The sequence below is a fragment of the Actinopolymorpha cephalotaxi genome (assembly GCF_013408535.1).
GTDB classification, from domain to species: Bacteria; Actinomycetota; Actinomycetes; order Propionibacteriales; family Actinopolymorphaceae; genus Actinopolymorpha; species Actinopolymorpha cephalotaxi.
This window is the reverse complement of sequence record NZ_JACBZA010000001.1, coordinates 1,828,621-1,853,000: the sequence shown is the minus strand read 5'-3', so window position 1 is coordinate 1,853,000 and position 24,380 is coordinate 1,828,621. Positions and strand designations below refer to the sequence as shown.

Annotated in this window: 19 protein-coding genes and 2 riboswitches; of the genes, 9 read left to right on the top strand and 10 right to left on the bottom strand. The window is 72.7% G+C overall.

All coding sequences use genetic code 11. The features are described from left to right. Positions 1–4 precede the first annotated feature (4 nt). Positions 5–2,848, bottom strand: a complete 2,844-nt coding sequence (locus FHR37_RS32370; RefSeq protein ID WP_175542601.1) for an ATP-binding protein — start codon at positions 2,846–2,848, stop codon at positions 5–7. A 46-nt stretch (positions 2,849–2,894) separates the two neighbouring features. Next, on the bottom strand, positions 2,895–4,076 hold the full coding sequence (locus tag FHR37_RS08300; protein WP_092884675.1) for a metallophosphoesterase family protein: 1,182 nt from the start codon (positions 4,074–4,076) through the stop codon (positions 2,895–2,897). Positions 4,077–4,539: 463 nt separating this feature from the next. Further along, positions 4,540–4,690: riboswitch (cyclic di-AMP (ydaO/yuaA leader) on the top strand. A 4-nt stretch (positions 4,691–4,694) separates the two neighbouring features. Between FHR37_RS08300 and FHR37_RS08295 the strand changes: the two genes are divergently transcribed. The 6 genes from FHR37_RS08295 (at position 4,695) to FHR37_RS08270 (ending at position 11,264) form a co-directional block, all read left to right on the top strand. Beyond that, positions 4,695–5,384, top strand: coding sequence for a LysM peptidoglycan-binding domain-containing protein (locus tag FHR37_RS08295; RefSeq protein WP_092884679.1), 690 nt, complete (start codon positions 4,695–4,697; stop codon positions 5,382–5,384). A 255-nt stretch (positions 5,385–5,639) separates the two neighbouring features. Further along, positions 5,640–6,242 carry a sigma-70 family RNA polymerase sigma factor gene (locus tag FHR37_RS08290; protein ID WP_092884681.1) on the top strand — a complete coding sequence of 201 codons (603 nt, stop codon included), beginning with the start codon at positions 5,640–5,642 and terminating at the stop codon, positions 6,240–6,242. Next, positions 6,239–7,105 carry an anti-sigma factor gene (locus FHR37_RS08285; protein WP_092884683.1) on the top strand — a complete coding sequence of 289 codons (867 nt, stop codon included), beginning with the start codon at positions 6,239–6,241 and terminating at the stop codon, positions 7,103–7,105. Before FHR37_RS08290 ends, FHR37_RS08285 begins: the two co-directional genes overlap by 4 nt. Before the next feature lie 68 nt (positions 7,106–7,173). Then, a complete protein-coding gene (locus FHR37_RS08280; protein ID WP_237768889.1) occupies positions 7,174–8,271 on the top strand; it encodes a glycoside hydrolase family 130 protein in 1,098 nt (365 codons plus the stop codon). A gap of 90 nt (positions 8,272–8,361) precedes the next feature. Next, entirely contained in the window at positions 8,362–9,864 is a 1,503-nt protein-coding gene (locus FHR37_RS08275; protein ID WP_092884685.1) for a TldD/PmbA family protein, read from the top strand. Then, positions 9,861–11,264: a metallopeptidase TldD-related protein gene (locus tag FHR37_RS08270; RefSeq protein WP_092884687.1), complete on the top strand. Its 1,404-nt coding sequence runs from the start codon at positions 9,861–9,863 to the stop codon at positions 11,262–11,264. The genes FHR37_RS08275 and FHR37_RS08270 overlap by 4 nt, the downstream gene beginning before the upstream one ends. Positions 11,265–11,336: 72 nt before the next feature. Here FHR37_RS08270 and FHR37_RS08265 read toward each other — a convergent pair whose 3' ends face one another. After that, positions 11,337–12,116: a dihydrodipicolinate synthase family protein gene (locus tag FHR37_RS08265; RefSeq protein ID WP_092884689.1), complete on the bottom strand. Its 780-nt coding sequence runs from the start codon at positions 12,114–12,116 to the stop codon at positions 11,337–11,339. A 167-nt stretch (positions 12,117–12,283) separates the two neighbouring features. Between FHR37_RS08265 and FHR37_RS08260 the strand changes: the two genes are divergently transcribed. Together FHR37_RS08260 and FHR37_RS08255 are read left to right on the top strand one after the other, a co-directional pair. Next, a complete protein-coding gene (locus FHR37_RS08260) occupies positions 12,284–14,182 on the top strand; it encodes a S9 family peptidase (protein ID WP_092884691.1) in 1,899 nt (632 codons plus the stop codon). After that, positions 14,179–15,102 (top strand): NAD(P)-dependent oxidoreductase, encoded by a 924-nt coding sequence (locus FHR37_RS08255; protein ID WP_092884693.1) that lies wholly within the window; start codon positions 14,179–14,181, stop codon positions 15,100–15,102. Before FHR37_RS08260 ends, FHR37_RS08255 begins: the two co-directional genes overlap by 4 nt. Positions 15,103–15,166: 64 nt before the next feature. Here FHR37_RS08255 and FHR37_RS08250 read toward each other — a convergent pair whose 3' ends face one another. After that, a complete protein-coding gene (locus FHR37_RS08250) occupies positions 15,167–15,970 on the bottom strand; it encodes an NmrA family NAD(P)-binding protein (protein ID WP_092884695.1) in 804 nt (267 codons plus the stop codon). A 161-nt stretch (positions 15,971–16,131) separates the two neighbouring features. Here FHR37_RS08250 and FHR37_RS08245 point away from each other — a divergent pair, with 161 nt between their 5' ends. After that, positions 16,132–16,926 carry a TetR/AcrR family transcriptional regulator gene (locus FHR37_RS08245; protein WP_092884697.1) on the top strand — a complete coding sequence of 265 codons (795 nt, stop codon included), beginning with the start codon at positions 16,132–16,134 and terminating at the stop codon, positions 16,924–16,926. Positions 16,927–16,961: 35 nt separating this feature from the next. Here FHR37_RS08245 and FHR37_RS08240 read toward each other — a convergent pair whose 3' ends face one another. The 6 genes from FHR37_RS08240 to FHR37_RS08215 form a co-directional block, all read right to left on the bottom strand. Next, positions 16,962–17,966 carry an LLM class flavin-dependent oxidoreductase gene (locus tag FHR37_RS08240; protein ID WP_092884699.1) on the bottom strand — a complete coding sequence of 335 codons (1,005 nt, stop codon included), beginning with the start codon at positions 17,964–17,966 and terminating at the stop codon, positions 16,962–16,964. A 132-nt stretch (positions 17,967–18,098) separates the two neighbouring features. Further along, entirely contained in the window at positions 18,099–21,071 is a 2,973-nt protein-coding gene (gcvP, locus tag FHR37_RS08235; RefSeq protein WP_092884701.1) for an aminomethyl-transferring glycine dehydrogenase, read from the bottom strand. Positions 21,072–21,146: 75 nt separating this feature from the next. After that, a riboswitch (glycine riboswitch) is annotated at positions 21,147–21,285 on the bottom strand. Between the two features lie 170 nt (positions 21,286–21,455). Next, entirely contained in the window at positions 21,456–22,091 is a 636-nt protein-coding gene (locus FHR37_RS08230) for a MerR family transcriptional regulator (protein WP_092884703.1), read from the bottom strand. A gap of 298 nt (positions 22,092–22,389) precedes the next feature. Beyond that, positions 22,390–22,860, bottom strand: coding sequence for a bifunctional nuclease family protein (locus FHR37_RS08225; protein ID WP_092884705.1), 471 nt, complete (start codon positions 22,858–22,860; stop codon positions 22,390–22,392). Positions 22,861–22,905: 45 nt separating this feature from the next. Then, a complete protein-coding gene (gene ftsR, locus FHR37_RS08220) occupies positions 22,906–23,643 on the bottom strand; it encodes a transcriptional regulator FtsR (RefSeq protein WP_092884707.1) in 738 nt (245 codons plus the stop codon). A gap of 49 nt (positions 23,644–23,692) precedes the next feature. After that, entirely contained in the window at positions 23,693–24,259 is a 567-nt protein-coding gene (locus FHR37_RS08215) for an FHA domain-containing protein (protein WP_092884709.1), read from the bottom strand. Between the last annotated feature and the right edge of the window lie 121 nt (positions 24,260–24,380).

Sequence of the window (24,380 nt, the reverse complement as noted above, 5' to 3'; positions counted from 1 at the left end):
GCGCCTAGATCCGCACCACCCGGGCGCCGGGAACGGTCCCGACGTAGCGGTCCGGAGCGGAGGTCAGCAGGATCACCTGCCCGGTGGCGCCGGCGCGGGCCAGCAGCGCGCCCATCGCCTGCAGCCGGCCCGGGTCGGACCAGCCGAGCGCGTCGTCGAGCACGACCGGGACGCCGCTGCCGTCGGTGGCGGTCAGGCCGGCGATGGCGAGCCGGACCAGCGTGGCGAGCTGTTCGCGGGCACCGGTGGACAGCGACGACACCGGAAGCCGGATCCCGTCGACGGTACGAGCCTCCACCTCCAGGTCGGCGCCCAGGCTCACGGCGAACGACGGTCCGTGCACCACCCGGCCGAGCGCCTCGATCCGGTCGCGCAACGGCGCGGCGTACCGGAGGCGGGCCTGCGCCCGGTGACGTTCGAGCGTCTCCCGCAACCGGGCGGCGGCCAGCGCCCGGCGTTCGAGCGTGGCGTGGTGCTCCTCCACGTGGGCGAGTTCGGCCCGGGCCCGATCGGCCGCGGTCGCCAGGCCCTGCGCGCCGGCGCGTTCCAGCGCACCCTCGACCCGGCTGAGCTCGTCCTGCAGGTGCTCGACCTGCTCGGCCAGCTGCGCGCGCAGCGTCGTCGCCTCCGCCAGCCGCTCACCGAGCTCGCCGGCCCCGCTGCGCGAGACCGCGTCCTCGGCCTCGGCGAGGTCGGCGGCGATCGCGGCCGCCTCCTGCATCGCCTTGTCCACCGCGGCGGTGAGGAGCTCGTCGCCCTGCTGGGCACGAGCACGGTCCAGCGTGGCGTGTGCGTCGGCGCGGCGTTCGGCCGCCTGCTCGGCGCGAACGCGCGCCTCGGTCGCCTCGTCCCGCGCCGTTTCGAACGCCGTACGAACGCCCGCCTCGGTCGCCTCCGCGCCGGCCAGCACCTTCGCCGCGGCGACATCCTCGGCCTGTGCCCGTCCGAGTGCCTCCCGGGTGCTCTCCTGCGTACCGGGCAACGGTGTCCGCGCTGACAACGGCTGCTTGACAGCCGTCGGCTCGTCCACCGTCAAGGACTCCTTGACAGCCGAGGAATCCCTTACCGGCAACGGCTCCGGGTCGAAGAGGGTGGCCACGGCGTCCGCCGCGCGGTCGACTCCGTCGCCGACGTGCTCGTCGTCGGACCCGCCGTCGGTCTCGTCGTCGGCGACGTCCTCGGCGACGTCCTCAGGCACGTCCTCAGCGATGTCGTCGGCCTCGTCGTCGGCGACCCTGGCCAGCAGCTGGTCATGAGCGGCGGACAGGTCGGCGAACGAGCGTCCCTCCAGCCGGCGGGTCAGGACCTCGCGGGCGACGGTCAGGGCACGCTCCGCCTCGACCCTGGACCTCGCCGCCTGCCGTACCGCGCCGATGTCGGGCCGGCCGAGCTCGGCGAGCAGCCGGCGTTCGGCGTCCTCGGCACTCGCGGCCACGGCGGCGAGCTCGGCCGCGCCGGTACCCGGTCGTACGGTCACCTCGACCACGTCCGGCACCCGGACGGTGGTGTCCCGGTCGACCGTCACCTCCCGCTCGACCGTGGCCTCCTCGAGGGGTACGCCGGACAGCTCCACGCCGGCGTCACCGAGCCGGCGGACCACCATCGTCGGCGCGCCGGCGGCCAGCGCGGCCCGGGCGGCGAGCACGTCCACGTGCGCGGTCTCGGCCGCCTCCAGCGCGGCCTCGTCGACGTTCGCGCGGTCGAGTGCGGCGGCGGCACGGCGTTCCTGCTCCCGCGCCTCCTCCACCGCCGTGAGCCGTTCTCGCAACCGGGCCAGGTCGGCGCGGTCCCGCAACCAGGACAGGTGGGCGTCGAGCCGGCGGACCTCCGCCCGCCGGGCGGCCTGTTCGTCCCTGGCCACCCGGAGTGCGGCGGTGGCGCGTTCCCACTCCTGCTCCGCGGCCCGCAACGCCGCGGCCGTCCGCAGCCGTGCGTCCTCCGCCTCGGTCGCCGCACGGTCTCGCTCCCGCACCTCCTCGACCAGCGCGGCCCGGCGTTCGGCCTCCGCCCGGGCCGACTCGACCTGCGCGGCGGCGAACTCGGCGTCCCGGCGCAGCCGGTCGACCTGGCCGACCAGCTCCTCCGCCGACTGCCGGCGGTCGGAGAGCTCCGCGACCCGGGCCTCCTGCTCGCGGGAGCGGGCGCTCATCGTGGCGCGGTCGCGGGTCAGGCGTTCGGCCGAGGCGACGTCCTGCTCGACCTCGGCCAGCAACGCCTGAGAGTCCGCCACCCGCGCGCGTTCCTGGTCGCGCCGGCTGATCGCCTCGGCGTAGTCGCCGCTGGGCCGGCCGGTCCGGGTGAAGTAGCGCTGGTACTCGCGTTCGACGGCCGCGACCAGCGGCACCGACGCGCCGTGGTCGACCTCGCCACCCGCGGACTCGTCCAGCGCGGTGAGCACCGCCGCCACCGATCCCGCCGCCGGCACGGCAAGTGCGTGTTCCTGGCCGACGACCAGCGCCGCCCACAGACTCCCGTCCACGTGCGCGGCGAACAGCCTGGCGGCCTCGTCGTGCGCCTCGCGCCCGGTCCAGGTGTGCCCGCCGGGGTCGACCCGGAGCTCGGTGAGCCGCTGGCGGAACCACCGCTTGCGGTAGTGCACCCGCTGCCCGCCGAGGGTCAGCTCGGCGGCGACCTCGCTGGACACGTCGCGGCCGGCCGGCTGCACCGCCTTCAGCTTCCCGGCCTTGGAGTCGTCCGGCAGCTCGAACAGCAGGCTGAGCGCCTCCAGGATGGAGGACTTGCCGGTTTCGTTGTCGCCGAGTACGACGGTGACGCCGGCCTCGTCGAAGTCCAGGTCGCGCGTGGCCACCCCGCGGAAGTCGCGCAGCGTCAGCCGGTGCAGCCTCACGCCGCTCCCCTCGAACCGACCGTCAAGCCGGCCGTCACGCCGACCGTCACGCCGCTCCCCCGGCAAGCCGGTGCAGCAGCGCGAGTGCGTCGGCGGCCTCGGCCGCGTCGTCGCTGCCGCTGGCGACGGTGTGCCGCAACTCCTCCAGTGCGGCCCGGGCCGGACCGGTCACCGGGAGGTCGTCCAGCATCCGGTCGTCGGGGAGCACGCCGACGTCCCAGTGCCGGCGCCATCGCTGGATCGCGGCGTACACCTCGGTCTGCGCGTCCAGCAGCACCTCCAGTCGGGTCAGCCCGGCGACCGGCAGCGCGCCGCGTACACCGAGGCGGACCACGGTGCGCGCCTTGTCGGGCTGCTCGCCGAGCCAGCGGTCGAGTGCGTCGAGTGAGGCGTCGCCGTCGACCTCGACCACCTGGGAGAGCAACCGCCAGGTGCCCACGCGTTCGGGGGTGACGGTGCAGGTGGAGCCGCCGGGACCGGTGGCCAGCTCGACCAGCAGCACGTCGCCGGGGTGTTCCTCCTCGGGCCGGGTGGGCTCGGGAGTGCCGGCGTACCAGATCCGGCCCGACTCGCCGACGGACGTACGCGAGTGCCGGTCGCCCAGTGCGGCGTAGTGGATCCGGCCGGCGGCGATCGCCTCCTCCAGCGGGTCCTGGCGAATCAGGGCGGGCTCGCCGACGTCGGGCGCGAGACTGTCCACCTGCCCGTGGCCGACGAGCACCCGCAGCCCGCCCGCCGCGGGCGGGTCGGCGTCGAGCACGTCCGCCACCGGGTCGCGCAGTGGCCGGCGGGTGCGCCACGGCGCACCGACGACCTCGACACCCGGCGCGGGCGTACGGGGGACTGAGTCGCGCAGCACCTCGACGTGGGACGGCAGGTGCGCGGCGAGCATCGGGCTCGCCCACACCGAACCCGGCTCCAGCGAGTCGTGGTTGCCGGGCAGCAGGTAGACCGGGCAGGGGACGGCCCGCAGCGCCTCGCACGCCCGCAGGACGACCTTCCGGTCGACCTGGTTGGCGTCGAACACGTCACCGGCCACCACGACGAACGCGGCGGAGGTGCGCGCGGCCACCGCGCCGATGCTTTCGATCGCGTCGACGCGCGCCTGGCCGTAACGCGCCTGGGCCTCCGGGCCGAGGAACCGGCGCATCATCCCGAGCTGCCAGTCGCCGGAATGCAGGAACCTGATGGTGGTGCCGGGCGTCGTGTGGGGCGTCGTGTCGGGCATCGTGTCCCGAACGCTAGCGAGACCCGCGCCCGAACACCCGTTCGCCACGCGGAGACCGCGAAAGCCGTGGCCGCGGGAGTGATTCCCGTCGGCCAGGACAGGAATTTTCGGCCGGCTGTCACCCTCGCACGAGCTGCGTCGCGAGCCTCTTCCACCGCCTGACCGGCAGGTCGTTCGCCGCCTCCGCGGCCGCGGTCGCCGCGGCCTCAACGACGTCGCCGGCAACGCTGTCACCAGCAGGTTTGCCATTGTCCGACAGCGGAAGCGCCGTCCTCGGGCACGGCTTCACCGCCTGTTCGCCGGCCGTCGGCTGCACACTTCATCGTGGTAAACAAAGCGTGGTCGCGACTTCGGTGAATCCTTTGGATCAGGTTGGCAACGAAACGATCACGCCGTACAGTCCATCTCGGTCGCGCCGACAGGGGGGCGGCTACGACCCGCTTCGCCTAGCTCCGCCCGGCGGTGTCGTCAGACCCGGTACTTCCATCGGGCGGAGACGGAGGAACCACATACGGACCCGGCAACGGGTCCTGGGGTGAAGCCGCCTCGAGCGGCCGGGCACTTCCTCTCGCCCGAATCCGACAGCTAACTCCGCAGGCGACGGGAGGGAACACACTCATGGCCTATCAGGCAAAGCACCGCGGCGCCAGTCGTACGAACACCGTCGCCAAGCGCGTCACGAAGACCGCCGCCGTCACCGGCATCGCCGCCGCTGTCCCCATGGTCGGGATGGCTGCCGCCGCCACTCCGGCGAACGCCGCCAGCACCAACACGTGGGAACGCCTCGCCATGTGCGAGAGCAGCGGCAACTGGCACATCAACACCGGCAACGGCTTCTACGGCGGCCTGCAGTTCACCCGTTCGACCTGGACCGGCTTCGGTGGCGGCAAGTACGCCTCCCGCGCCGACTACGCCACCAAGTCGCAGCAGATCGAGATCGCGGAGAAGGTCCTGGACGTGCAGGGCTGGGGCGCCTGGCCGGCATGCTCGGCCAAGCTCGGCCTCGGCTCCGGCGACAAGGGCGGCAGCCCCAACACCCGCGCCCAGACGCAGGAGCGCAAGCAGCACAGCTCCCGCTCCTCGCGCGGCACCTCCCGGCCGAAGATCGTGAGCCGGCACACGCACACGCACTCCCGGCACGCGGTGTCCGGTGCCAGGTACGTCGTCCGGTCCGGCGACACCCTGTCCACCATCGCTCAGGCGCAGGGCGTCGACGGCGGCTGGCGGGCACTGTGGAACCTCAACCGGAAGCTGGTCGGGAGCAACCCCAACCTGATCTTCCCCAACGAGAAGCTCCGCCTCGGCTGAGTCCTCCCGGCTTCACCGGGATGCACCCGTACACCCCGGTACCCCCGCACCACAGGCACGACCAGGCGAGCGCCCCGGCTGCTGCACTGCAGCCGGGGCGCTCCCGTCTGGTCGGCCGTTCGGATCATTTGACCTGCCGTTGCCCGGTATGTTGCCTGTCATGTTGCACGAAACGCCGCCCGAGCAGGCCGGACGCGACGCTCGCCGCGCCCCCGCCGCGTCGCGCGGGCGACGGTGCACGCGAAGATGGACCCGATGAACGACGCACCCCGACCACCGCGACCGGTGGGTGACACGTCGCCGACCGCCGACGACCTCCTCCCCCGGGTGGCCCGGGGAGACGAGGACGCGTTCGGCGCGCTCTACGACCTGCTGGCCCCGCAGGTGTTCGGCGTCGTCTGCCGGGTGTTGCGCAACCCCTCGCTCGCGGAGGAGGTGAGCCAGGAGGTGTTCGTCGAGATCTGGCGTACCGCGTCCCGGTTCGACCCCTCCCGCGGCTCGGTGCGCACCTGGGCGAGCACGCTGGCCCATCGCCGCGCGGTCGACCGCGTGCGGTCGGAGCAGGCCTCCACCGACCGCGAACGCCGGGCCGCGGCCGGCGACAACTCCCCCGCGTACGACCAGGTGGTCGAGGAGGTGACGGCGAGCCTTGAGCAGGAACAGGTCCGCCGCTGCCTGGGCTCGCTCACCGACCTGCAGCGGCAGGCGGTGACCCTCGCCTACTACGTGGGGTACAACTACCGCGAGGTCGCCGAGGTCCTCGGCGCCAACCTGGCCACCGTCAAGACCCGCATGCGGGACGGGCTGACCCGGCTCCGCGACTGCATCGGCACCTTCGAGCTGGGAGCGCCGCGATGACGACGACTCCCGGCCTCCCCGACGTGCCCGACCTGCACTCCCTGACCGCGCCGTACGTGCTCGACGCGCTGCCCGAGCCGGAGCTGCGCGAGTTCGAGGCCCACCTGTCCACCTGTTCGAGCTGTCAGGGAGAAGTACGCGAGCTGGCCGCCGTCGCGGCCCAGCTCGCCGCCGCGACCGCCACCGAGCCGCCGGAGCAGCTGCGCGCCAGGGTCCTGGCCGCGATCCGGACCACCGGCCAGGAGGCGGCTCCCGACACCGGCAACGGACGTACCACCGTCCGGCCCACCGGCCCGGACGGCGACTCCGCGAACGGCGAAACCACGAACGGCGAAACCTCCTCGGCTGCCGAGAGCCGGCACCAGCCGGTCACCCACGGCCACCGCGCTCGGCGCCCTCGCCGGCGGGGACTGCTCGCCCTGGCCGCCGCGCTGGTCATCCTCGCCGGGGTGGGGGTCGGCGCGGGGGTCGTGCAGTACCAACAGGCCCAGCAGCGGACCGCCCAGGCCGTCCAGGAACGCGAGCGGATCGAGACCGTCCTGGCCGCTCCCGACTCGCGAACCGTCCGAGGCGACGTCCGCGGCGGCGGGAAGGTCACCGTCGTGGTGTCCCAGCAGCTCGACCGTGCCGTCGTACTCCTCGACGGGATGTCCCGGCCGCCCCGGGGGCGCACGTACCAGCTCTGGTTCATCTCCGGGGACAGCGCCCGCTCCGCCGGTGTCGTCGACGTCACCGGATCCGGACGGGTCAGCGAGGTTCTGTCCGGTGTCGGCGGCGCCAACGCGTTCGGCATCTCGGTGGAGCCGCAGGGCGGGTCCAAGGCGCCCACGACCACGCCGGTGGCGGCCGTCCCGCTCGCCTGACGCCTGTCGGTGCCCCCCGATACGCTCAAGCTAAGGTTCGGCGGGGCTATTTCGGGAGGGCCGATCCGTTGAGCACGCACGCGACACAGGTTGCACACGCGCAGGTTCCTTACACCCTCACCCGGCTGGGTGTGGTGATGACGCCGGAGCCGGACAACGAGCTGGAAAGTGAGGGCGTCCTCAACCCCGCCAGCGGACACACCCCCGACGGGAGGCTGCACCTGCTGCCGCGCATGGTCGCGGCCGGCAACGTGTCGCGGGTGGGGCTCGCGGAGGTCAACTGCGTCGACGGCGTTCCGGTGAGTGTCGATCGGCGCGGCGTCGTGCTGGCTCCCGACGAGGGCTGGGAGCGCGGCCTCAACAACGCCGGCGTGGAGGACCCCCGGGTCACCTGGGTGCCCGACCTGGACGTGCACGTGATGACCTACGTCGCCTACGGCCCGCTCGGTCCCAAGCTGGCGATCGCCGTCTCCGACGACCTGACCACCTGGCGGCGTCTCGGTCCGGTGCACTTCGAGTACCAACCCGACCTGGACACCGACCTCAACCTGTTCCCCAACAAGGACGCGGTGTTCTTTCCCGAGCCGGTCCCGGGGCCCGACGGCGAGCCCTGCTACGCCATGCTGCACCGCCCGATGTGGGACCTCGGCTGGTTCCGTCCCGGTGAGGGCGTCCACCTGCCCGCCGGAATCGACGACGACCGCCCGAGCATCTGGGTGTCGTACGTCTCGGTGGCCGCGGTCGAACAGGACCTCCGCGCGCTCACCCATCTGCACGACCACCGCCAGGTGGCCCAGCCGGAGTTCCCCTACGAGGAGCTGAAGATCGGCGCGGGGCCGCCGCCGATGCGGGTCGAGGAGGGCTGGCTGGTGATCCACCACGGCGTCACCGGCCACATTCCGCCGGGCTGGGACCCGAGCAGCCAGCGGGTCACCTACGGCGCGGGCGCGATGTTGCTGGACGCCCTGGACGTCTCCCGGGTGCTGGCCCGCACCCCCGAGCCGCTGCTCACGCCGGAGACCGACGACGAACGCACCGGCACCGTCGCCAACGTCGTGTTTCCCACGGCGGTGGAGACGATCGCCGGGCGCACCTACGTTTTCTACGGCATGGCCGACGCCCGGATCGGGGTCGCCCGGCTGGACCGCACCGACCGTACGACCTGAGAAGCCACTCGCTGCGGGCATCCCGGACGGCACGGAACCCGCCGGGTAATCGGCGGCAGCCTGTCGGTGGCATGCCCTAGGCTCGGGCGCGTGCCGCAGAAGATCGATCAGGACTTCCTCAGCCTTCCGCTCCGCCCGCTCGCCGACGCCGCTCTCACCCGCGCCCGCGAGCTGGGCGCCGAGCACGCCGACTTCCGGCTCGAGCGGATCCGGACGCAAAACCTCTCGCTGCGCGACGCCCAGTTGCAGGGCAGCACCGACGGCGAGGACACCGGGTTCGCGGTCCGCGTCGTGCACGAGGGGACGTGGGGCTTCGCCGCGAGCGTCGTGCTCACCCCGGAGGAGGCGGCGCGGGTCGCCGAGCGCGCCGTCGAGGTGGCGCGGGTCGCCGCCGGGATGAACGCCGAGCGCATCGAGCTCGCGCCCGAGCCGGTGCACGGTGACGTCACCTGGGTCTCGGCCTACGACGTCGACCCGTTCGCGGTCGCCACCGCCGACAAGGTGGAGCGGCTGGGCGACTGGAGCCGGCGGCTCCTCGCCGGCACCGGGGTCGCCCACGTCGGCGCGACGCTGCGGCAGGTCAAGGAGCAGAAGTTCTACGCCGACAGCCACGGCACGGTGACCACCCAGCAGCGGGTCCGGCTCAACCCCGACGTCGAGGCCTACGGCACCGATCCCGGCTCGGGCCGGTTCGACTCGATGCGGGTGCTCGCACCGCCGGTCGGCCGGGGGTACGAATACCTCACCGACCCGGCCTGGGACGCCCGCCTGGCCGAGCTGCCCGACCTGCTCACCGAGAAGCTGAAGGCGCCCCCGGTGGAGTCCGGCAGCTACGACCTGGTGATCGACCCGTCCAACCTCTGGCTGACCATCCACGAGTCGATCGGGCACGCCACCGAGCTCGACCGGGCGCTGGGCTACGAGGCCAACTACGCCGGCACGTCGTTCGCGACCCCCGACAAGCTCGGCACCCTGCGCTACGGCTCCGAGCACATGCACATCACCGGTGACCGCACCGTCGAGCACGGCCTGTCGACCGTCGGGTACGACGACGAGGGCGTGGCCGGGCAGTCCTGGGACATCGTGAAGGACGGCGTCCTGGTCGGCTACCAGCTCGACCGGCGGATCGCCCGGTCCTTCGGCTACGAGCGTTCCAACGGCTGCGCGTTCGCCGACTCCCCGTCCCACATCCCCGTGCAGCGGATGGCCAACGTCTCGCTGCAGCCGGCCGCGAACGGCCCCTCGACGGAGGAGCTGATCGCCGGGGTCGAGCGCGGCATCTACGTCGTCGGCGACCGTTCGTGGTCCATCGACATGCAGCGCTACAACTTCCAGTTCACCGGGCAGCGGTTCTACCGCATCGAGCACGGCCGGCTCGCCGGTCAGGTCCGCGACGTCGCCTACCAGGCCACCACCACCGACTTCTGGGGCTCGATGGAGGCGGTCGGCGGCCCGCAGACGTGGGTCCTCGGCGGCGCCTTCAACTGTGGCAAGGCCCAGCCCGGCCAGGTCGCGCCGGTCAGCCACGGCTGCCCGTCGGCGTTGTTCCGCGGTGTCCGCATCCTCAACACCACCCAGGAGTCAGGACGGTGACCGGTCCCTTGAGCAGCGACCTCACTCTGCAGGAGACGGTCGAGCGGGCGCTGGCCCGGTCGAAGGCCGACGGGTGTGTCGTCATCGCCACCGAGTCCTCCAGCGCCAACCTGCGCTGGGCCAACAACACCCTGACGACCAACGGCGTCATGCTCACCAGGTCCCTCACGGTGATCGCGTCGGTCGAGGGCACCGACGGCACCGCCTCCGGTGTCGTCACCCGCAGCGTGACCACCGGCGACGACATCGACGCGGTGGTGCGGTCGGCGGAGGACGCCGCCCGCGACAGCGTGCCGGCGGAGGATGCCCGCCCGCTGGTCGAGGGCGACGCGGCCGCCGACTGGGACGAGCCGCCCGCGCACACCTCGATCCGGGTCTTCGACACGTTCGCACCCGCCCTGGGCGAGGCCTTCGGCAGGGCGCGCGGCGACGGCACCCACCACTACGGTTTCGTCGAGCACGACGTGACCACGACCTACCTCGGCTCCTCCACCGGGCTGCGGCTGCGGCACGTCCAGCCGACCGGCTACGTCACGATGACCGGCAAGTCCGCCGACCTGCGGCGGTCGGCATGGGTGGGCCAGGCCACCCCGGACTTCCACGACGTGGACGCGACCGCGCTGAGCGCCGAGCTCGACCAGCGGCTGCGGTGGTCGCAGCGCCGGATCGACCTGCCCGCCGGCCGGTACGAAACCCTGCTCCCGCCGACCGCCGTCGCCGACCTGATGATCTACGCCTACTGGACGATGTCCGGCCGCGACGCCCACGACGGCCAAACCGTCTACTCCAGGCCCGGTGGCGGCACCCGCGTCGGCGAGCAGCTTTCCCCGGTGCCGCTGTCGCTGCGGTCCGACCCGGCCTACGCCGGTCTGGAGTGCGCGCCGTTCGTGGTGGCGAAGTCCTCCTCCGCCGCGCAGAGCGTGTTCGACAACGGCACCCGGCTCGGCCCGACGGACTGGATCCGGGACGGCAGGCTGGCGACGCTGGCCACCACCCGCCACTCCGCCGACCTGACCGGGCTGGGCACGACGCCGTACGTCGACAACCTCGTCCTGGACGTGCCCGGCACGCACTCGTCCCTGGACGACATGGTCGCCCGCACCGAACGCGGTCTGCTCCTCACCTGCCTGTGGTACATCCGCGAGGTCGACCCGCAGACGCTGCTGCTGACCGGGCTCACCCGCGACGGCGTCTATCTCGTCGAGAACGGCGAGGTGGTCGGCGAGGTCAACAACTTCCGGTTCAACGAGAGCCCGGTCGACCTGCTCGGGCGGATCAGCGAGTCGGGGACGACCGTGCCGGCGTTTTCCCGGGAGTGGGGCGACTACTTCCCGCGAGTGGCGATGCCCGCGCTCCGGGTGCCCGACTTCAACATGTCCAGCGTCAGCCAGGCCAGCTGAGCCCGGTCGTGTGGTGGCCCGGGTCGTAGGCCGGCCCGGGCCCACGAACCCGGCCGGCCGCTCACCCCTCGGTCAGCGCAACCCGAGCCGGCTCACCGTGGAGATGCCGTACCTCTCCCCGGCCGCCTGCTTCAGCGCCCGCACCCCGCCGGTGCGTCCGGTGACCACCAGCCCGGTCAGCGAGCGCTGCGCCTCGGGGTCACCGCCGAACGCCGCGATGCACGCTTCCGGCTGGATGTTCGCGAACGCCAGCAGCGCACCGGGCGCACCCAGCGGCCCGGCCAGGGCCAGCAGCGCCGCCGACCCGACGTAGGTCCGGCCGCCCCACTCGTCGAGCTCGCGCAGCAACCGCACCGGGTCGCCCGAGGAGTCCTTGACCGCCCCGATCGGCAGGCCGGGCAGGGCGTCCACCTCGATGCCGGGCACGCCGAGCGGACCCGGGTTTTGGTAACCGATCACCCGGTCGGCACCGCCGGCCGCCGCCGTCACCGCGCCGAACAGCTCCACCGCGGCGACACCGCCGCGGGCCGGGCTCACGAGTACGGCGTCGGCGCCGGCCTTACGGGCCGCCGCCGCCCGGTCCGCCGCCGCCCGCGGCCAGGACGCACCGGCTCCGGCGATCACGGTGACGTCGGCCGGCAGAGCGGACCGGACGGCCGCGATGAGGCCCTCGCGTTCGGCGTCGGTCAGCGTCTCCGCCTCGCCGGTCGTGCCGGCCACCAGCACCGCGCGCACCCCCGCCTCCACCACGCGGGCGGCGTGCGCGGCGGTGCCGGCGACATCGACCTCGCCGTTACCGTCGAAAACCGTGAACAGTGCGACTCCGACGCCGGTGAACGTGGGTTCCGCCATCCGTGACCACTCCCCTGTCGTGTGCCGGCCGGTTGCCGGGTGGCCGCTCGACCGCTCCGGTTGCCGTCAGGCTGTCGTCCGGTTGATGTCTCGTTCGTTCCATTGTCGCCCGGCCAGCCACGGCGACCTCCCGGCACCGGCGATCACGGCGCTGTTACCGTCCATGCATGCCCACTGCCGCCCCGCCACCGAACGAGTTCCTGCGTTCGCTGCTGCAGATCCCTTCCGTCTCCGCCCGTGACGTGGACACCGAAGGCCGCACGCTGGTCAGCTACGACGTCACCGGCTCCGCTCAGCTGTACGAGGTCGGCGCCGACGGAACCTGGCGGCGGCTGACCGACCTGGACGGCGTGGCCGCCGGACGCTATCTGCCGGGCACCCGAGCGGTCGTCGTCCAGCACGACGCCGGTGGCAACGAACGCGGCCAGCTGTCCCTGGTCGACCTCGACTCCCCCGACCTCGACTCCCCCGACGTCGCAGGCGCCGGGGACGCCGGGGAACCGCTGCCCCCGCTCGTACCATTCGTGCACGATCCGGCCTTTGTGCACCGGTTGGCCGGAGTCGAGCCAGGCCGGGTGTTCTACCTCACCAACCGCCGCAACGGCGTCGACTTCGACCTGGTGAGCCGGGAGGTCGGGTCCGGCAAGGAGACGGTGCTCTACGACGGTGGCGGGTACGTCGCCGAGGTGGAGGCCTCCCCCGACGGTCGCTGGGTGGCGCTCACCCGGCCGAACGCCCCGGCCAACTCCCTGCAGCTGCTGCTGGTCTCCACCGAGGACGGCCAGGTGGAGCCACTCACCCCGTGGGACGACGACGCCTACGTCCGCACGCCGTCCTGGCTTCCGGACTCCTCGGCCCTGCTGGTGTCGGGCAACCCGGGCCGGGAGATGACGGCCGTACTGCGGTACGACCTGGCCGCCCGAACCTGGTCCGAAGTGGTGGCCGACTCCGGGCACGACCTGGTGGGCTGGGTCTCTCCCGACGGCGCGCACGTCCTGGTCGCCACCAACGACGACGGAGCCGTGTCGCTGGCGCTGCACTCCCTCCCCGACGGCGAACCGGTTCGCGACCTGGACCTGCCCGCGGGTGGCTGCGCGGCGCTGCACCGGCACCCCGATCCGGTGTGGTCACAGGCGGGTGACGCCGTGGCCGTGACGTACAGCTCGCCGGTCGAGCCCCCGTACGCCCTCCGCCTGGACGTCACCACCGGCACCTCGACGCCGATCCGGCCCGCGAACCGGCCCGACCTTCCGGGCGGCCTGGTCGCACCGGAGTCCCACCGCGTCGCCGCACCCGACGGCGAGCAGATCCCGACGTTCGTCTACCGCCCGGCCGACGGCGGCGACGGTTCGGCGGTGCTCGTCGTGCACGGCGGACCCGAGGGCCAGTCGGTGCGGCAGTGGCAGCCGATGGTCGCGGGCCTGGTCGCGCAGGGGCACACCGTGCTGGTCCCCAACGTGCGCGGCTCGACCGGCTACGGCAAGCGGTGGTACGCCCTGGACGACGTGCGCCGGCGGCTGGACTCGGTCGCCGACCTGGCCGCGCTGCACGAGTGGCTGCCCACGATCGGCGTCGACCCGGACCGGGTCGCGCTCTACGGCGGTTCGTACGGCGGCTACATGGTTCTCGCCGGCCTTGCGTTCCAGCCGGCGCGCTGGGCCGCCGGGGTGGACATCGTGGGGATCGCCTCGCTGGTGACGTTCCTGGAGAACACCTCCGACTACCGGCGCGCGCACCGTGAGCGGGAGTACGGCTCGCTGGCGAACGACCGCGACTTCCTGCACGAGGCCAGCCCGCTCACCCAGGTGGACGCGATGCGGGCACCACTGTTCGTCATCCACGGCGCGAACGACCCGCGGGTGCCGTTGTCGGAGGCCGAGCAGATCGTCGCCGCGCTGCGGGCCCGGAACGTCCCGTGCGAGCTGCGGGTGTACGCCGACGAGGGGCACGGGCTGGCCAAGCGGGCGAACCAACTGGACGCCTACCCCGCCGCGTGCGCGTTCCTGGCCGAGCAGCTGGCCAAGCGTTCCGGCGGTCCCGGTGACAGCGGAGAAGGAGTGGCATGAGCGAGCACAACGAACGCGTCGGCTTCGTCGGCCTGGGCATCATGGGTGCCGGCATGGCAGGAAACCTGCTGCGCAAGGGCTTCGACGTGGTGGTGTACAACCGCACGGCCGCCCGGACCGAGCCCCTCGTGGCCGACGGTGCCGAGGCCGCCGGCACACCGCGAGAGGTGGCGCAGCGGTGCGACGTGGTGTTCATCTGCGTGAGCGACACCCCCGATGTCGAGCACGTCCTGTTCGGCGAGGACGGCATCGCGGCCGGGATCCGCGACGGTGCGCTGGTGGTGGACTCCAGCACGGTGAGCCCGGCGTCCACCCGGGAGTGGGCGGGCAGGCTGGCCGAGCAGGGTGTCGGTTTCCTGGACGCGCCGGTGTCCGGCGGCAGCGAGGGTGCCGCGAAGGGCACGTTGTCGATCATGGTCGGCGGTGACGACGCAGACGTGGAGCGGGCGCGGCCCTACCTCGAGGCGATGGGCTCCACGATCACCCACGTCGGCGTCGTCGGCGCCGGCCAGACCTGCAAGCTTGTCAACCAGATCCTGGTCGTCACCTCGATGCTCGGGGTGTCCGAGGCGCTGGTGCTGGCCAAGGCCGGTGGCCTGGATCTCGAGAAGACCATCACCGCGGTCGAGGGCGGCGCCGCCGGTTCGTGGATGCTCGCCAACCGCGGACCGCAGGTGATCCGCGACGACTGGCGGCCGGGCTTCACCATCGACCTGCAGCAGAAGGATCTGCGGCTGGTGCTGGAGGCCGCCGACGAGCTCGGCGTACCCGCTCTCGCCACCAGCACGATCTTCCACCTCTACCGCACCCTGCAGCGCGACGGGCTCGGCGGCGAGGGCAACCACGCCCTGATCAAGGCACTCGAACGCCTGGCCGGCGTTCAGGCTCGGCAGGTGGACGGCGACGGTCGGGCGTCCTGACAGCGGGACCGACAGTGGGACCGCCGGCGGGCCTGGCCGCGGGACCGACAGCGGGGCCGTCGCCTCAGGAGAAGGCGGCCACGTTGGCCCGCGCCCAGGTCGCGAACGTCGTACCCGGCCGGCCGGTGACCTTCTCCACGGTCGGGACGACGGCCTGCGGGTGCTCGGCCAGCGCGGCGAGCCCGTCGACGTACCACCCGGCGACCTCCCCCATGGCCGGGGCCAGCTGCTCGACCGCCTCGGCATGGCTCACCCGCACGAACTCGACGTCCCGGCCGAGCGCCGCGCCGAGTTCGCGCACCAGCTCCACCCGGGTGAGGGTCTGCGGACCGGTGAGGTCGTACGCCCGGCCCTGGTGGCCGTCCTCGACCAGCGCGGTGGCGGCGACGGCGGCGATGTCCTCCAGCGCGATGGGCGCGTTGGCCGCGTCCGGGTACGGCTCGCGCACGGTGCCGGTGGTGCGGATCTGGCCGGCCCACATGAAGGTGTTCGTCATGAACTCGCCGACGTCGAGGTGGGTCCACGCGACACCGGACGCCTCGACCACCTGCTCGATCTCGTGCCACCAGCTGCCCGCCGGGCCGGCCAGGTCGACGATGTGCCGGACCCCGGCGTCCACGGCCATGGCGACGACCTCCCGCACGGTCTGCGTGAGCGGCGCGAGGTACATCCGGTCCACTCCGGCCAGCGCCGCCGGCATCGTCTCCGGCCGGCCGAGGTATCCCCGGGCGACCTGGACCCCCGCCGGAAGCGCGGCCTTCGCCGGGTTCGTCGTCAGGGCCCGTACGTCCGTCTCACCCGCGACCAGCAGCTCGTCGACGACCAGTCGCCCCACGTTTCCGGTCGCCCCCGTCACCAGGATCGTCATCCGCCGTTCCCTTCCCACCCATGTTTCCGTATGGAGTACGGGAATATTAGCGTAGGGCGTACGGAAAACAATCCTCGTCCACCCGAGCTCGGGAGCGACCGGAGCACCATGACGATCAGAGCACCCCTGACGACCGGAGCAATCCTGACGACCGGAGCACCATGACGATCGAACACAGCGGCGGCGCGGACCCCGCGCGGATCCTGCCCCTGCTCTGGCGGCGGACCCGGCCCGGCCGCGACGCCGCCCGCCCGGCCCTCGGCCGGCGCCCCCGGCTGTCGGTGGACGACGTGGTGGCCGCGGCCGTCAGGCTCGCCGACGCCGACGGCATCCAGGCGATGGCGATGAGCGGGGTCGCCAAGGCACTCGGCGTGGGGACGATGACGCTCTACACGTACGTGCCGTCCAAGACCGAGCTGGTCGACCTGATGGTCGACGACGTGCTGGCCGGGCTCGACCTGCCCGCGCCAGGCCAGGACCGCCCGGACGGCTGGCGCGCACAGCTCGAGCTCTACGCCGGCCGCGTCCGGTCGATGTACCGGAGCCACCCCTGGCTGCGGCACGTCTCCACGGTGCGCCCGCCGCTCGGGCCGGGGATGCTCGCCGAGCGGGAGTACGTTCTGTCCACGCTGATCGACACCGGCCTGACCCCGCCGCAGGTGGACGCGGCCGCGACCGCGGTGTCCACGATCGTGCACGCCACCGCCGGCCTGGAGACCGAGAGCGAGCAACTCGAACGCACCACCGGCCAGTCACACGACGCCTGGTGGGGCGAGCGGATGGAGTTGTGGGACGAGTACTTCGACGTCGAACGGCATCCGTCGATGACCCGGCTGTGGCACAGCGGCGGGTTCGCGCGGAACGCGGCCGAGGCGACCGTCGGGGCGAACGAGTTCGGCCTGCGCCGCCTGCTGGACGGCATCGCCCAGCTCGTCGGCGGCGGGCCCGCGCGCTGACGGGCCCGGCCGGGTTGCGCTGAGGTCGAGTGGCGCTACAGCGACCAGGACTCGGACTCGGTGACCACCGGGTCGGTCAGCCCCACCGCGGCCGCCTGGGCCAGCCGGGACAACGCCTGCGTCGGATCACCCGTGGGCACGAACACCACCGAGTCGGCCCCGGCGTCGTGGAACTCCCGCAGGGTCTTCGCCGCCTCGTCGGGTGTGCCGGTCACCGCCAGCTGGTGCACCCACTCCCGGGGCAGCGCCTCCGCCAGGTCCTCCTCCTCCGCGTGGTCTCGGGCGAGCTCGGCCGCCTCCTCGGCGATGCCGAGCGGCCCGAGCTGCACCGAGCAGTCGCCGCGCAGGACCCGGGCGATGCTGCGGCGGACCGCCCACTCCCCGTCCTCGTCCAGCCCGAGGTAGGCGTAGACGGTGTAGCGGTGCGGGTCGGTACGCCCGGCCTCGGCGCGGCCGGCGTCCACCCGCTCACGTGCCCAGCGAAGGTAGGCCGGCGCGGACAGCTCCGACAGGACGGTGCCGTCGGCCACCCGGCCGGACAGCCGCAGCGACTTCTCCGCGCGGACGCCCAGCGAGATCGGCGGCGGCTCGGCGATGGGATACCGCAGGGTCACGTCGTCCAGCCGCACGTGCCGGCCCGAGGTCGTCACCGTCTCACCGGCAAGCAGCGCCCGGACCGCCGCCACGCTCTCTCCCAGCGCGGCCAGCTGCGACGGCGGCAGCGCGCCGATCTGCTCCATCCAGCTCGCCACCCCGTGGCCGAACCCGGGCAGCACCCGGCCGGGGAAGATCCGCAGCAGGGTGGACAGCTCCAGGGCCGCGGTCGCGGGGTTGCGCATCACCGCCGGCAGCACGCCGATCCCGATGGCCAGCCGCTCGGTGGCCGCCAGGGCCGCGGTCGCCGCCGCGATGCCGCCGGCGAAGAAGCAGTCCTCCACCACCCACAGCTCCTGGTAGCCGAGGGCCTCGACCTGGTGGGCGTAGGAGGGCAGTGCCTCCGGCTCGATCGCACACGGAAACATCGCACCGACGCTCGTCATCGGGTCACTATGGCACAGCCTTCCGACAGGTCGCCCGACCCAGTGATCCGCCGACCCGACGAACCGCCGACCCAACGAACCGCCGAACCGCCGAACCGATGGCCAGGCCGCGAAGACCCGGCCGGGACAGGGCTACTCGGCGAACGCGTCCGGCGGCGGGCAGACGCAGACGAGGTTGCGGTCGCCGTAGGCCTGGTCGATCCGGCGTACCGGCGACCAGTACTTCCGCCGGCGCAGGCTCGGCATCGGGTAGGCCGCCTCGTCCCGGGTGTAGGGGTGGTCCCACTCCCCGGCCAGCATCTCCACCGTGTGCGGTGCGTTGACCAGCGGGTTGTCGCCGGCCGGCCACTCCCCCGACGCGACCCTGCCGATCTCGCCGCGGATGGCGATCATGGCCGCGCAGAACCGGTCCAGCTCGGCGAGGTTCTCCGACTCGGTGGGCTCCACCATGAAGGTGCCCGCCACCGGGAAGCTCATCGTCGGCGCGTGGAAGCCGTAGTCGATCAGCCGCTTGGCCACGTCGTCGACGCTGACCCCGGCCTCCTTCGCCAGCGGCCGCAGGTCGATCACGCACTCGTGCGCGACGAGGTTGTGCCGGCCGGTGTAGAGGACGTTGTAGTGCGGAGCCAGCCGGGTGGCGACGTAGTTGGCGGCGAGTACGGCCGACTCGGTGGCCAGGCGCAGCCCCGGCTCACCCATCATCGCGACGTACGCCCAGGAGATCGGCAGGATCCCGGCCGAGCCGAACGGCGCCGCCGACACCGGGCCCACTCCGGTCGCCGGACCGGCCTCGGGCCGCAGCGGGTGGTTGGGGAGGTAGGGCGCGAGGTGCTCGCGGACCGCGACCGGTCCCACTCCCGGGCCACCGCCGCCGTGCGGGATGCAGAACGTCTTGTGCAGGTTGAGGTGGGACACGTCGCCGCCGAACTCGCCCAGCCTGGCCAGGCCGAGCAGGGCGTTCAGGTTGGCGCCGTCGACGTAGACCTGCCCGCCCGCGTCGTGCACGAGGTCGGCCAGCTCGGTGATGTCCTCCTCGTACACGCCGTGCGTGGACGGGTAGGTGACCATGATCGCGGCCACCCGGTCGTGGTGGGTGCCGAGCTTGGAGCGCAGGTCGGCCAGGTCGACGGTGCCGTCCTCGGTCGCCGCGACGACCACGACCCGCATGCCGGCCAGGACGGCCGACGCGGCGTTGGTGCCGTGCGCCGACGACGGAATGAGGCACACGTCGCGCTCACCCTCACCGCGCGAACGGTGGTAGGCGCGGATCGCCAGCAGTCCGGCCAGCTCCCCCTGGGAGCCGGCGTTGGGCTGCAGCGAGACCGCGAAGTATCCGGTGGCCCGCGCCAGCCAGTCCTCCAGCTGCCGGATCAGGGTGAGGTATCCCTGCGCGTCCTCGATCGGCGCGAACGGATGGATGCCGGCGAACTCCGGCCAGCTGATCGGCTCCATCGCCGCGGTCGGGTTGAGCTTCATGGTGCACGAGCCGAGCGGGATCATCCCCCGGTCGAGGGCGAAGTCGTCGTCGGCGAGCCCGCGCAGGTAGCGCAGCATGGACGTCTCCGAACGATGGCGCTCGAAGACCGGGTGGGTGCAGAACGCCGAGGTCCGCACCAGGTCGGCCGGCACCGCGTCGGAGGTGCGCGCGTCGAGGTCGGGGACGTCGCCGACGTCGTACGAACCGGCGCCGAACGCGGCCCACACCGCGGCGAGGTGGTCGGGCGTGGTCGCCTCGTCGCAGGCGATCCCCACGTGGTCGGCGTCGGCGAGCCGGAGGTTGACGCCCCGCTCGCGAGCGGCGGTCACCACCTCGGCGGCCCGGCCGGGCACCCGGGCCAGCACCGTGTCGAAGTACGCCTCGTGGACCACCTCGACGCCACCCGCGCGCAGGCCGGCGGCGAGAACGGCGGCGGACCGGTGGATGCGGGCGGCGATCTCGCGCAGGCCGTCGGCACCGTGGTAGACGGCGTACATCCCGGCGATCACCGCGAGCAGCACCTGCGCGGTGCAGATGTTGCTGGTCGCCTTCTCCCGCCGGATGTGCTGCTCGCGGGTCTGCAGCGCCAGCCGGTACGCCGGCCGGCCGGCCGCGTCGACGGACACCCCGACCAGGCGGCCGGGCAGGTTGCGCTCCAGGCCCTTACGGACCGCCATGTAGCCGGCGTGCGGACCGCCGTACATCATCGGCACCCCGAACCGCTGCGCGCTGCCGACCGCGACGTCGGCGCCGATCTCACCCGGCGGGCGGACCACCGCACAGGCCAGCAGGTCGGCGGCCACCGCCACCTGCGCGCCGCGTTCGTGCGCGTCCTCGATCAGGCCGCGATGGTCGCGCAGCGCACCGCTGACACCGGGGTACTGCACCAGGACGCCGAAGAACTCCCCGTCCGGAAGCCCGGTGGACAGGTCGGCGACGTCGACGGTGATGCCGAGCGCCTCCGCGCGGGTGGTGACCACCGCGACCGTCTGCGGCAGGCAGTCCACGTCGACGACGAACCGCGCGCTCGTGGACTTGCGGTTGGAACGCCGGAGCAGGGTCATCGCCTCCGCGGCGGCGGTCGCCTCGTCCAGCAGGGACGCGCCGGCGACCGGCAGGCCGGTCAGGTCGCCCACCATGGTCTGGAAGTTGACCAGCGCCTCCAGCCGGCCCTGGCTGATCTCCGGCTGGTACGGCGTGTACGCGGTGTACCAGGCGGGGTTCTCCAGGACGTTGCGGCGGATCACCGGCGGGGTCACGGTGTCGGCGTACCCCATCCCGATCATCGACACCATCAGCCGGTTGCGGCCGGCGAGCTCACGCAGCTCGGCCAGCGCCTGGCCCTCGGTCACCGCGGGACGCAGGTCGAGCGGGGAGTCGGCACGGATGCCGCCCGGGACCGCGGCGGCGACGAGTTCCTCCAGCGACCCGAACCCGCAGGCCGCCAGCATCTTGGCCCGCTCCTCCGCGTCCGGGCCGATGTGCCGCTCGGCGAACACGTCCGCGGAGATGGGCTCGCCCAGCTGGGCGTGTGCGCGCAGGCCGTCGGAGCCGGGTGCGGTCGTCCGGGGGGGCCGCCCGGATCCGGGCGTGGATCCGGGCACGGATCCGGAGGTGGGGACAGTCATGTGGGGGCTCCCAAGTCGAGGCTGCTCGCCTGGCGGTCCCCCTCTGTCACGTCACCACCGACGCTTCAGAGTCGCCTCGCCCGCGCGGTCCGTTGGCCTGAGAGGTTCCGGGGAGGGTTGCCCCTTCGGCGCCTGCCACCCCCGTCGGCCGGTCGCCGATGGCGCGGCGACTCGTCAGGCGGTGGAGCTGGCAGGACTCTCCCACGCGGGGTAGTCAGCGCCCCCCACGCTACCAGCGCCGGCCACGGGACCAGCTCCTGCCAGTGTGGTGGTTGGGGACGACTCACCCGAACCGCCCGCCGCGCGGAAGGCGCAGCGGGCGGAGTGGCCGGAAGCGGGAGGTGACCGGAAGTGGGAGGAGATCGGAGGAGATGGGCGGGATCGTCAGACGATCAGCCGGGCCTGCCGCCGGGCCGAGAGCTCGTCGTCGGGGTGGTCACCGGCGCCGGCACCGTCGAGGCGCTCACCGGGCAACTGGGCGAGGGATCCCTCGACCTCGCGGGAGACCCGGCCGAGCGCGATCCCGAAGACGCCCTGCCCACCCTGGAGCAGGTCGATGACCTCGTCCGGCGAGGTGCACTCGTAGACGCTGGCACCGTCGCTCATCAGCGTGATCTCGGTGAGATCGCCGGCGCCCCGCTCGCGCAGGTGGGTGACGGCGGTGCGGATCTGCTGGAGGGAGACGCCCGCGTCGAGCAGCCGCTTGATGACCTTGAGGAGCAGGATGTCGCGGAAGGAGTACAGCCGCTGGGTGCCCGAGCCGGACGCGGGACGAATCGTCGGCTCCACCAGCGAGGTGCGGGCCCAGTAGTCGAGCTGGCGGTAGGTGATGCCCGCAGCCGCGCACGCGGTCGTCCCGCGGTAGCCCAGGTCGTCACCGGGTGGCTCCGGCACGCCGTCCACCGGTCCGAACAGCAGGCCCTGCTCACCGGCCGAACGCCGTGCCTCCGCGCGTTCGGGGCCTTCACTCGGAGCGGCGCCGGTCGCGCTGCCCCCCGATTGGTCACCCGTGCTCGTCACCGCACGCCTCCACGTCTAACGGCGTCGCCTGGACGACGCCATCCTGACCCCGCCCATTCCCTGCATGGCCGACGTCTATGGCCACACGACCGGAGTCGCGTGCTTTGCGAACCCGTGGATTTCGAGTTACATCAACGAGGTTTGTTCGTCACGGTAGGCCGGGGCCGGGAGGGGGTCAACGCGACGGGCCGTGTGTCGCACCGAAACCTCAACCTGAGGTCGAGAGCTCGCCCAGCGTGGCGGCGGACGCGGTAGGTCGGTGAGCTGGGCAGTGGCGAGGGGGTAGGCGGTCGGCCGGTCAGCCGGGAGTGTCGAAATCTTCGGGTGTGACCTGGTCCAGGAACTCCCGGAACTTCTGGACCTCGGCCTCCTGTTCGTCCGGGATCGCGATGCCCGCCTCGTCCAGCACCTCGTCGGAGCAGACGATGCGGACGCCGAGGCGCAGTGCCAGCGCGATCGAGTCCGACGGCCGGGCACTCACCTCCACGCCACTGGCGAACGCCAGGATGCCGTAGAACACCCCGTCGCGCAGATCGGTGATCCTGACCTCGCTCAACTCCTGCCCGATCGCCACGAGGACGTCACGGAACAGGTCATGAGTGAGGGGCCGGGCAGGAACGATGCCCTGCTGGGCGTGGGCGATCGCACTCGCCTCGGCGGGCCCCACCCAGATGGGCAGGAAGCGTTCGCCCTCCACCTCCCGGAGCAGGACTATCGGCTGGTTGGAAGGCATCTCTACCCGGACACCAACGACGTCGAGCTCGCGCACTCGTCCACAGTACCGCGCTCGGCACCCAGAAGGTCAGGTGACGCCCTATCCGTGCAGTCCGGCCTTCACCAGCAGGGCGTGCAGGTGCACGGACAGGGCGGCGAGTTCGCGGGTGCGTTCCTCCGCCCGTGCCCGCGAGTCGGCGGCACGGTGGCGGACCAGCGGTGCGGTCACCTGCTCGATCAGGCCGACCTGCCGATCTGCTGCCGTACGGAAGGCACGCAGGTGGCGCGGCTCCAACCCGAAGCCGGCCAGCTCACCCGCGACCTTGGCGATGGCAAGCGCGTCCTCGTCGAACTGGTCGCGGCCGTGCCGTGCGGTGACCAGGCCGTACGACTCGAGTTGCTCGAACAGCTCGGGCTCGATGCCGGCCAGCTCGATGACTTCTCGTCGGTTCCACCGCACGTCCGAGCGACTCGGCCGGAACGCCGACGGGCGTACGGTGCCCTCGTCGTCGACGATCCGCGGTGCGGGCTGGACACGTCCGTCACCGGCAGGGAGGTTGGGCGGCGGCAGACCGGCGTCCAACGCGGCGAGGTGTTCCTTGATGACCCGCAGCGGGAGGTAGTGGTCGCGCTGCGCGGTCAGCACGAACCGCAGCCGCTCGATGTCCTCGTGGCCGAACTTGCGGTAGCCCGAAGGCGCGCGCTCGGGCTCGATGAGCCCCTCGGCCTCGAGAAAGCGAATCTTGGAGATGGTGACGTCCTGGAACTCAGGGCGCAGCCTGGCCAGCACTTCACCGATGGAGAAACTGCCGGATCGCGCCGACGCCGCCCCGCTCACCGCAGGTGCCTCCGCCGTCCGCGGCGACCGCGGTGGCGAACACCGGGGTTCACCCTGTCTCCTCCTCGGACCCTCCGTCCACACCCGCCGCGCTGCGCTCACCGGGCGCACCACGGCCGAACCCACGCTGGCTGGCGAAGTAGACGAGGCGGAACTTCCCGATCTGCACTTCGTCACCGCCGACGAGCATCACCTCGTCGATGCGGTCGCGGTTGACGTAGGTGCCGTTCAGGCTCCCCACGTCGCGCACCGCGAAACCCTGGGGCTGGCGGTGGAACTCCGCGTGCCGACGGGACACGGTCACGTCGTCGAGGAAGATGTCACTGTCGGGATGGCGCCCGACGGTCACCACGTCGGAGTCGAGCAGGAACCTGCTGCCCGCACTCGGACCACGCTGCACGATGAGCAGCGCGCTGTCGAACGGCAGGGCGTCCACCGCGGCCTGTTCGTGTGGACGAAGCTCCGCCTCGGCGCGTTCCTCGGCGGCCTCGCCGCCACCCAAGGAGATCGTGGCGGTCTGCTCGACCGGCCGCTCACCCACGAGGGCCTTACCGCACTGCGAACAGAACCTGCTGCCCTCGGCATTGTCATGCCCGCACTGGGTGCAGAACGGCATCGACGACCCTCCCGTGGCGGAAATCGGCGCGACTGTTGTTGGACACTTCCACCGCACACACCCTAACCCTTGATCCCGGCTGGAGGTGGGCAGGTCGGACGATACGCCGACCGGCCCGGTC

Coding starts and splice junctions, on each gene's coding strand:
- FHR37_RS08300 (WP_092884675.1), bottom strand. CDS start 4,076: ATGCCCGACACGACGCCCCACACGACGCCCGGCACCACCATCAGGTTC.
- FHR37_RS08295 (WP_092884679.1), top strand. CDS start 4,695: ATGGCCTATCAGGCAAAGCACCGCGGCGCCAGTCGTACGAACACCGTC.
- FHR37_RS08290 (WP_092884681.1), top strand. CDS start 5,640: ATGAACGACGCACCCCGACCACCGCGACCGGTGGGTGACACGTCGCCG.
- FHR37_RS08285 (WP_092884683.1), top strand. CDS start 6,239: ATGACGACGACTCCCGGCCTCCCCGACGTGCCCGACCTGCACTCCCTG.
- FHR37_RS08265 (WP_092884689.1), bottom strand. CDS start 12,116: ATGGCGGAACCCACGTTCACCGGCGTCGGAGTCGCACTGTTCACGGTT.
- FHR37_RS08260 (WP_092884691.1), top strand. CDS start 12,284: ATGCCCACTGCCGCCCCGCCACCGAACGAGTTCCTGCGTTCGCTGCTG.
- FHR37_RS08255 (WP_092884693.1), top strand. CDS start 14,179: ATGAGCGAGCACAACGAACGCGTCGGCTTCGTCGGCCTGGGCATCATG.
- FHR37_RS08250 (WP_092884695.1), bottom strand. CDS start 15,970: ATGACGATCCTGGTGACGGGGGCGACCGGAAACGTGGGGCGACTGGTC.
- FHR37_RS08245 (WP_092884697.1), top strand. CDS start 16,132: ATGACGATCGAACACAGCGGCGGCGCGGACCCCGCGCGGATCCTGCCC.
- FHR37_RS08240 (WP_092884699.1), bottom strand. CDS start 17,966: ATGACGAGCGTCGGTGCGATGTTTCCGTGTGCGATCGAGCCGGAGGCA.
- gcvP (WP_092884701.1), bottom strand. CDS start 21,071: ATGACTGTCCCCACCTCCGGATCCGTGCCCGGATCCACGCCCGGATCC.
- FHR37_RS08215 (WP_092884709.1), bottom strand. CDS start 24,259: ATGCCGTTCTGCACCCAGTGCGGGCATGACAATGCCGAGGGCAGCAGG.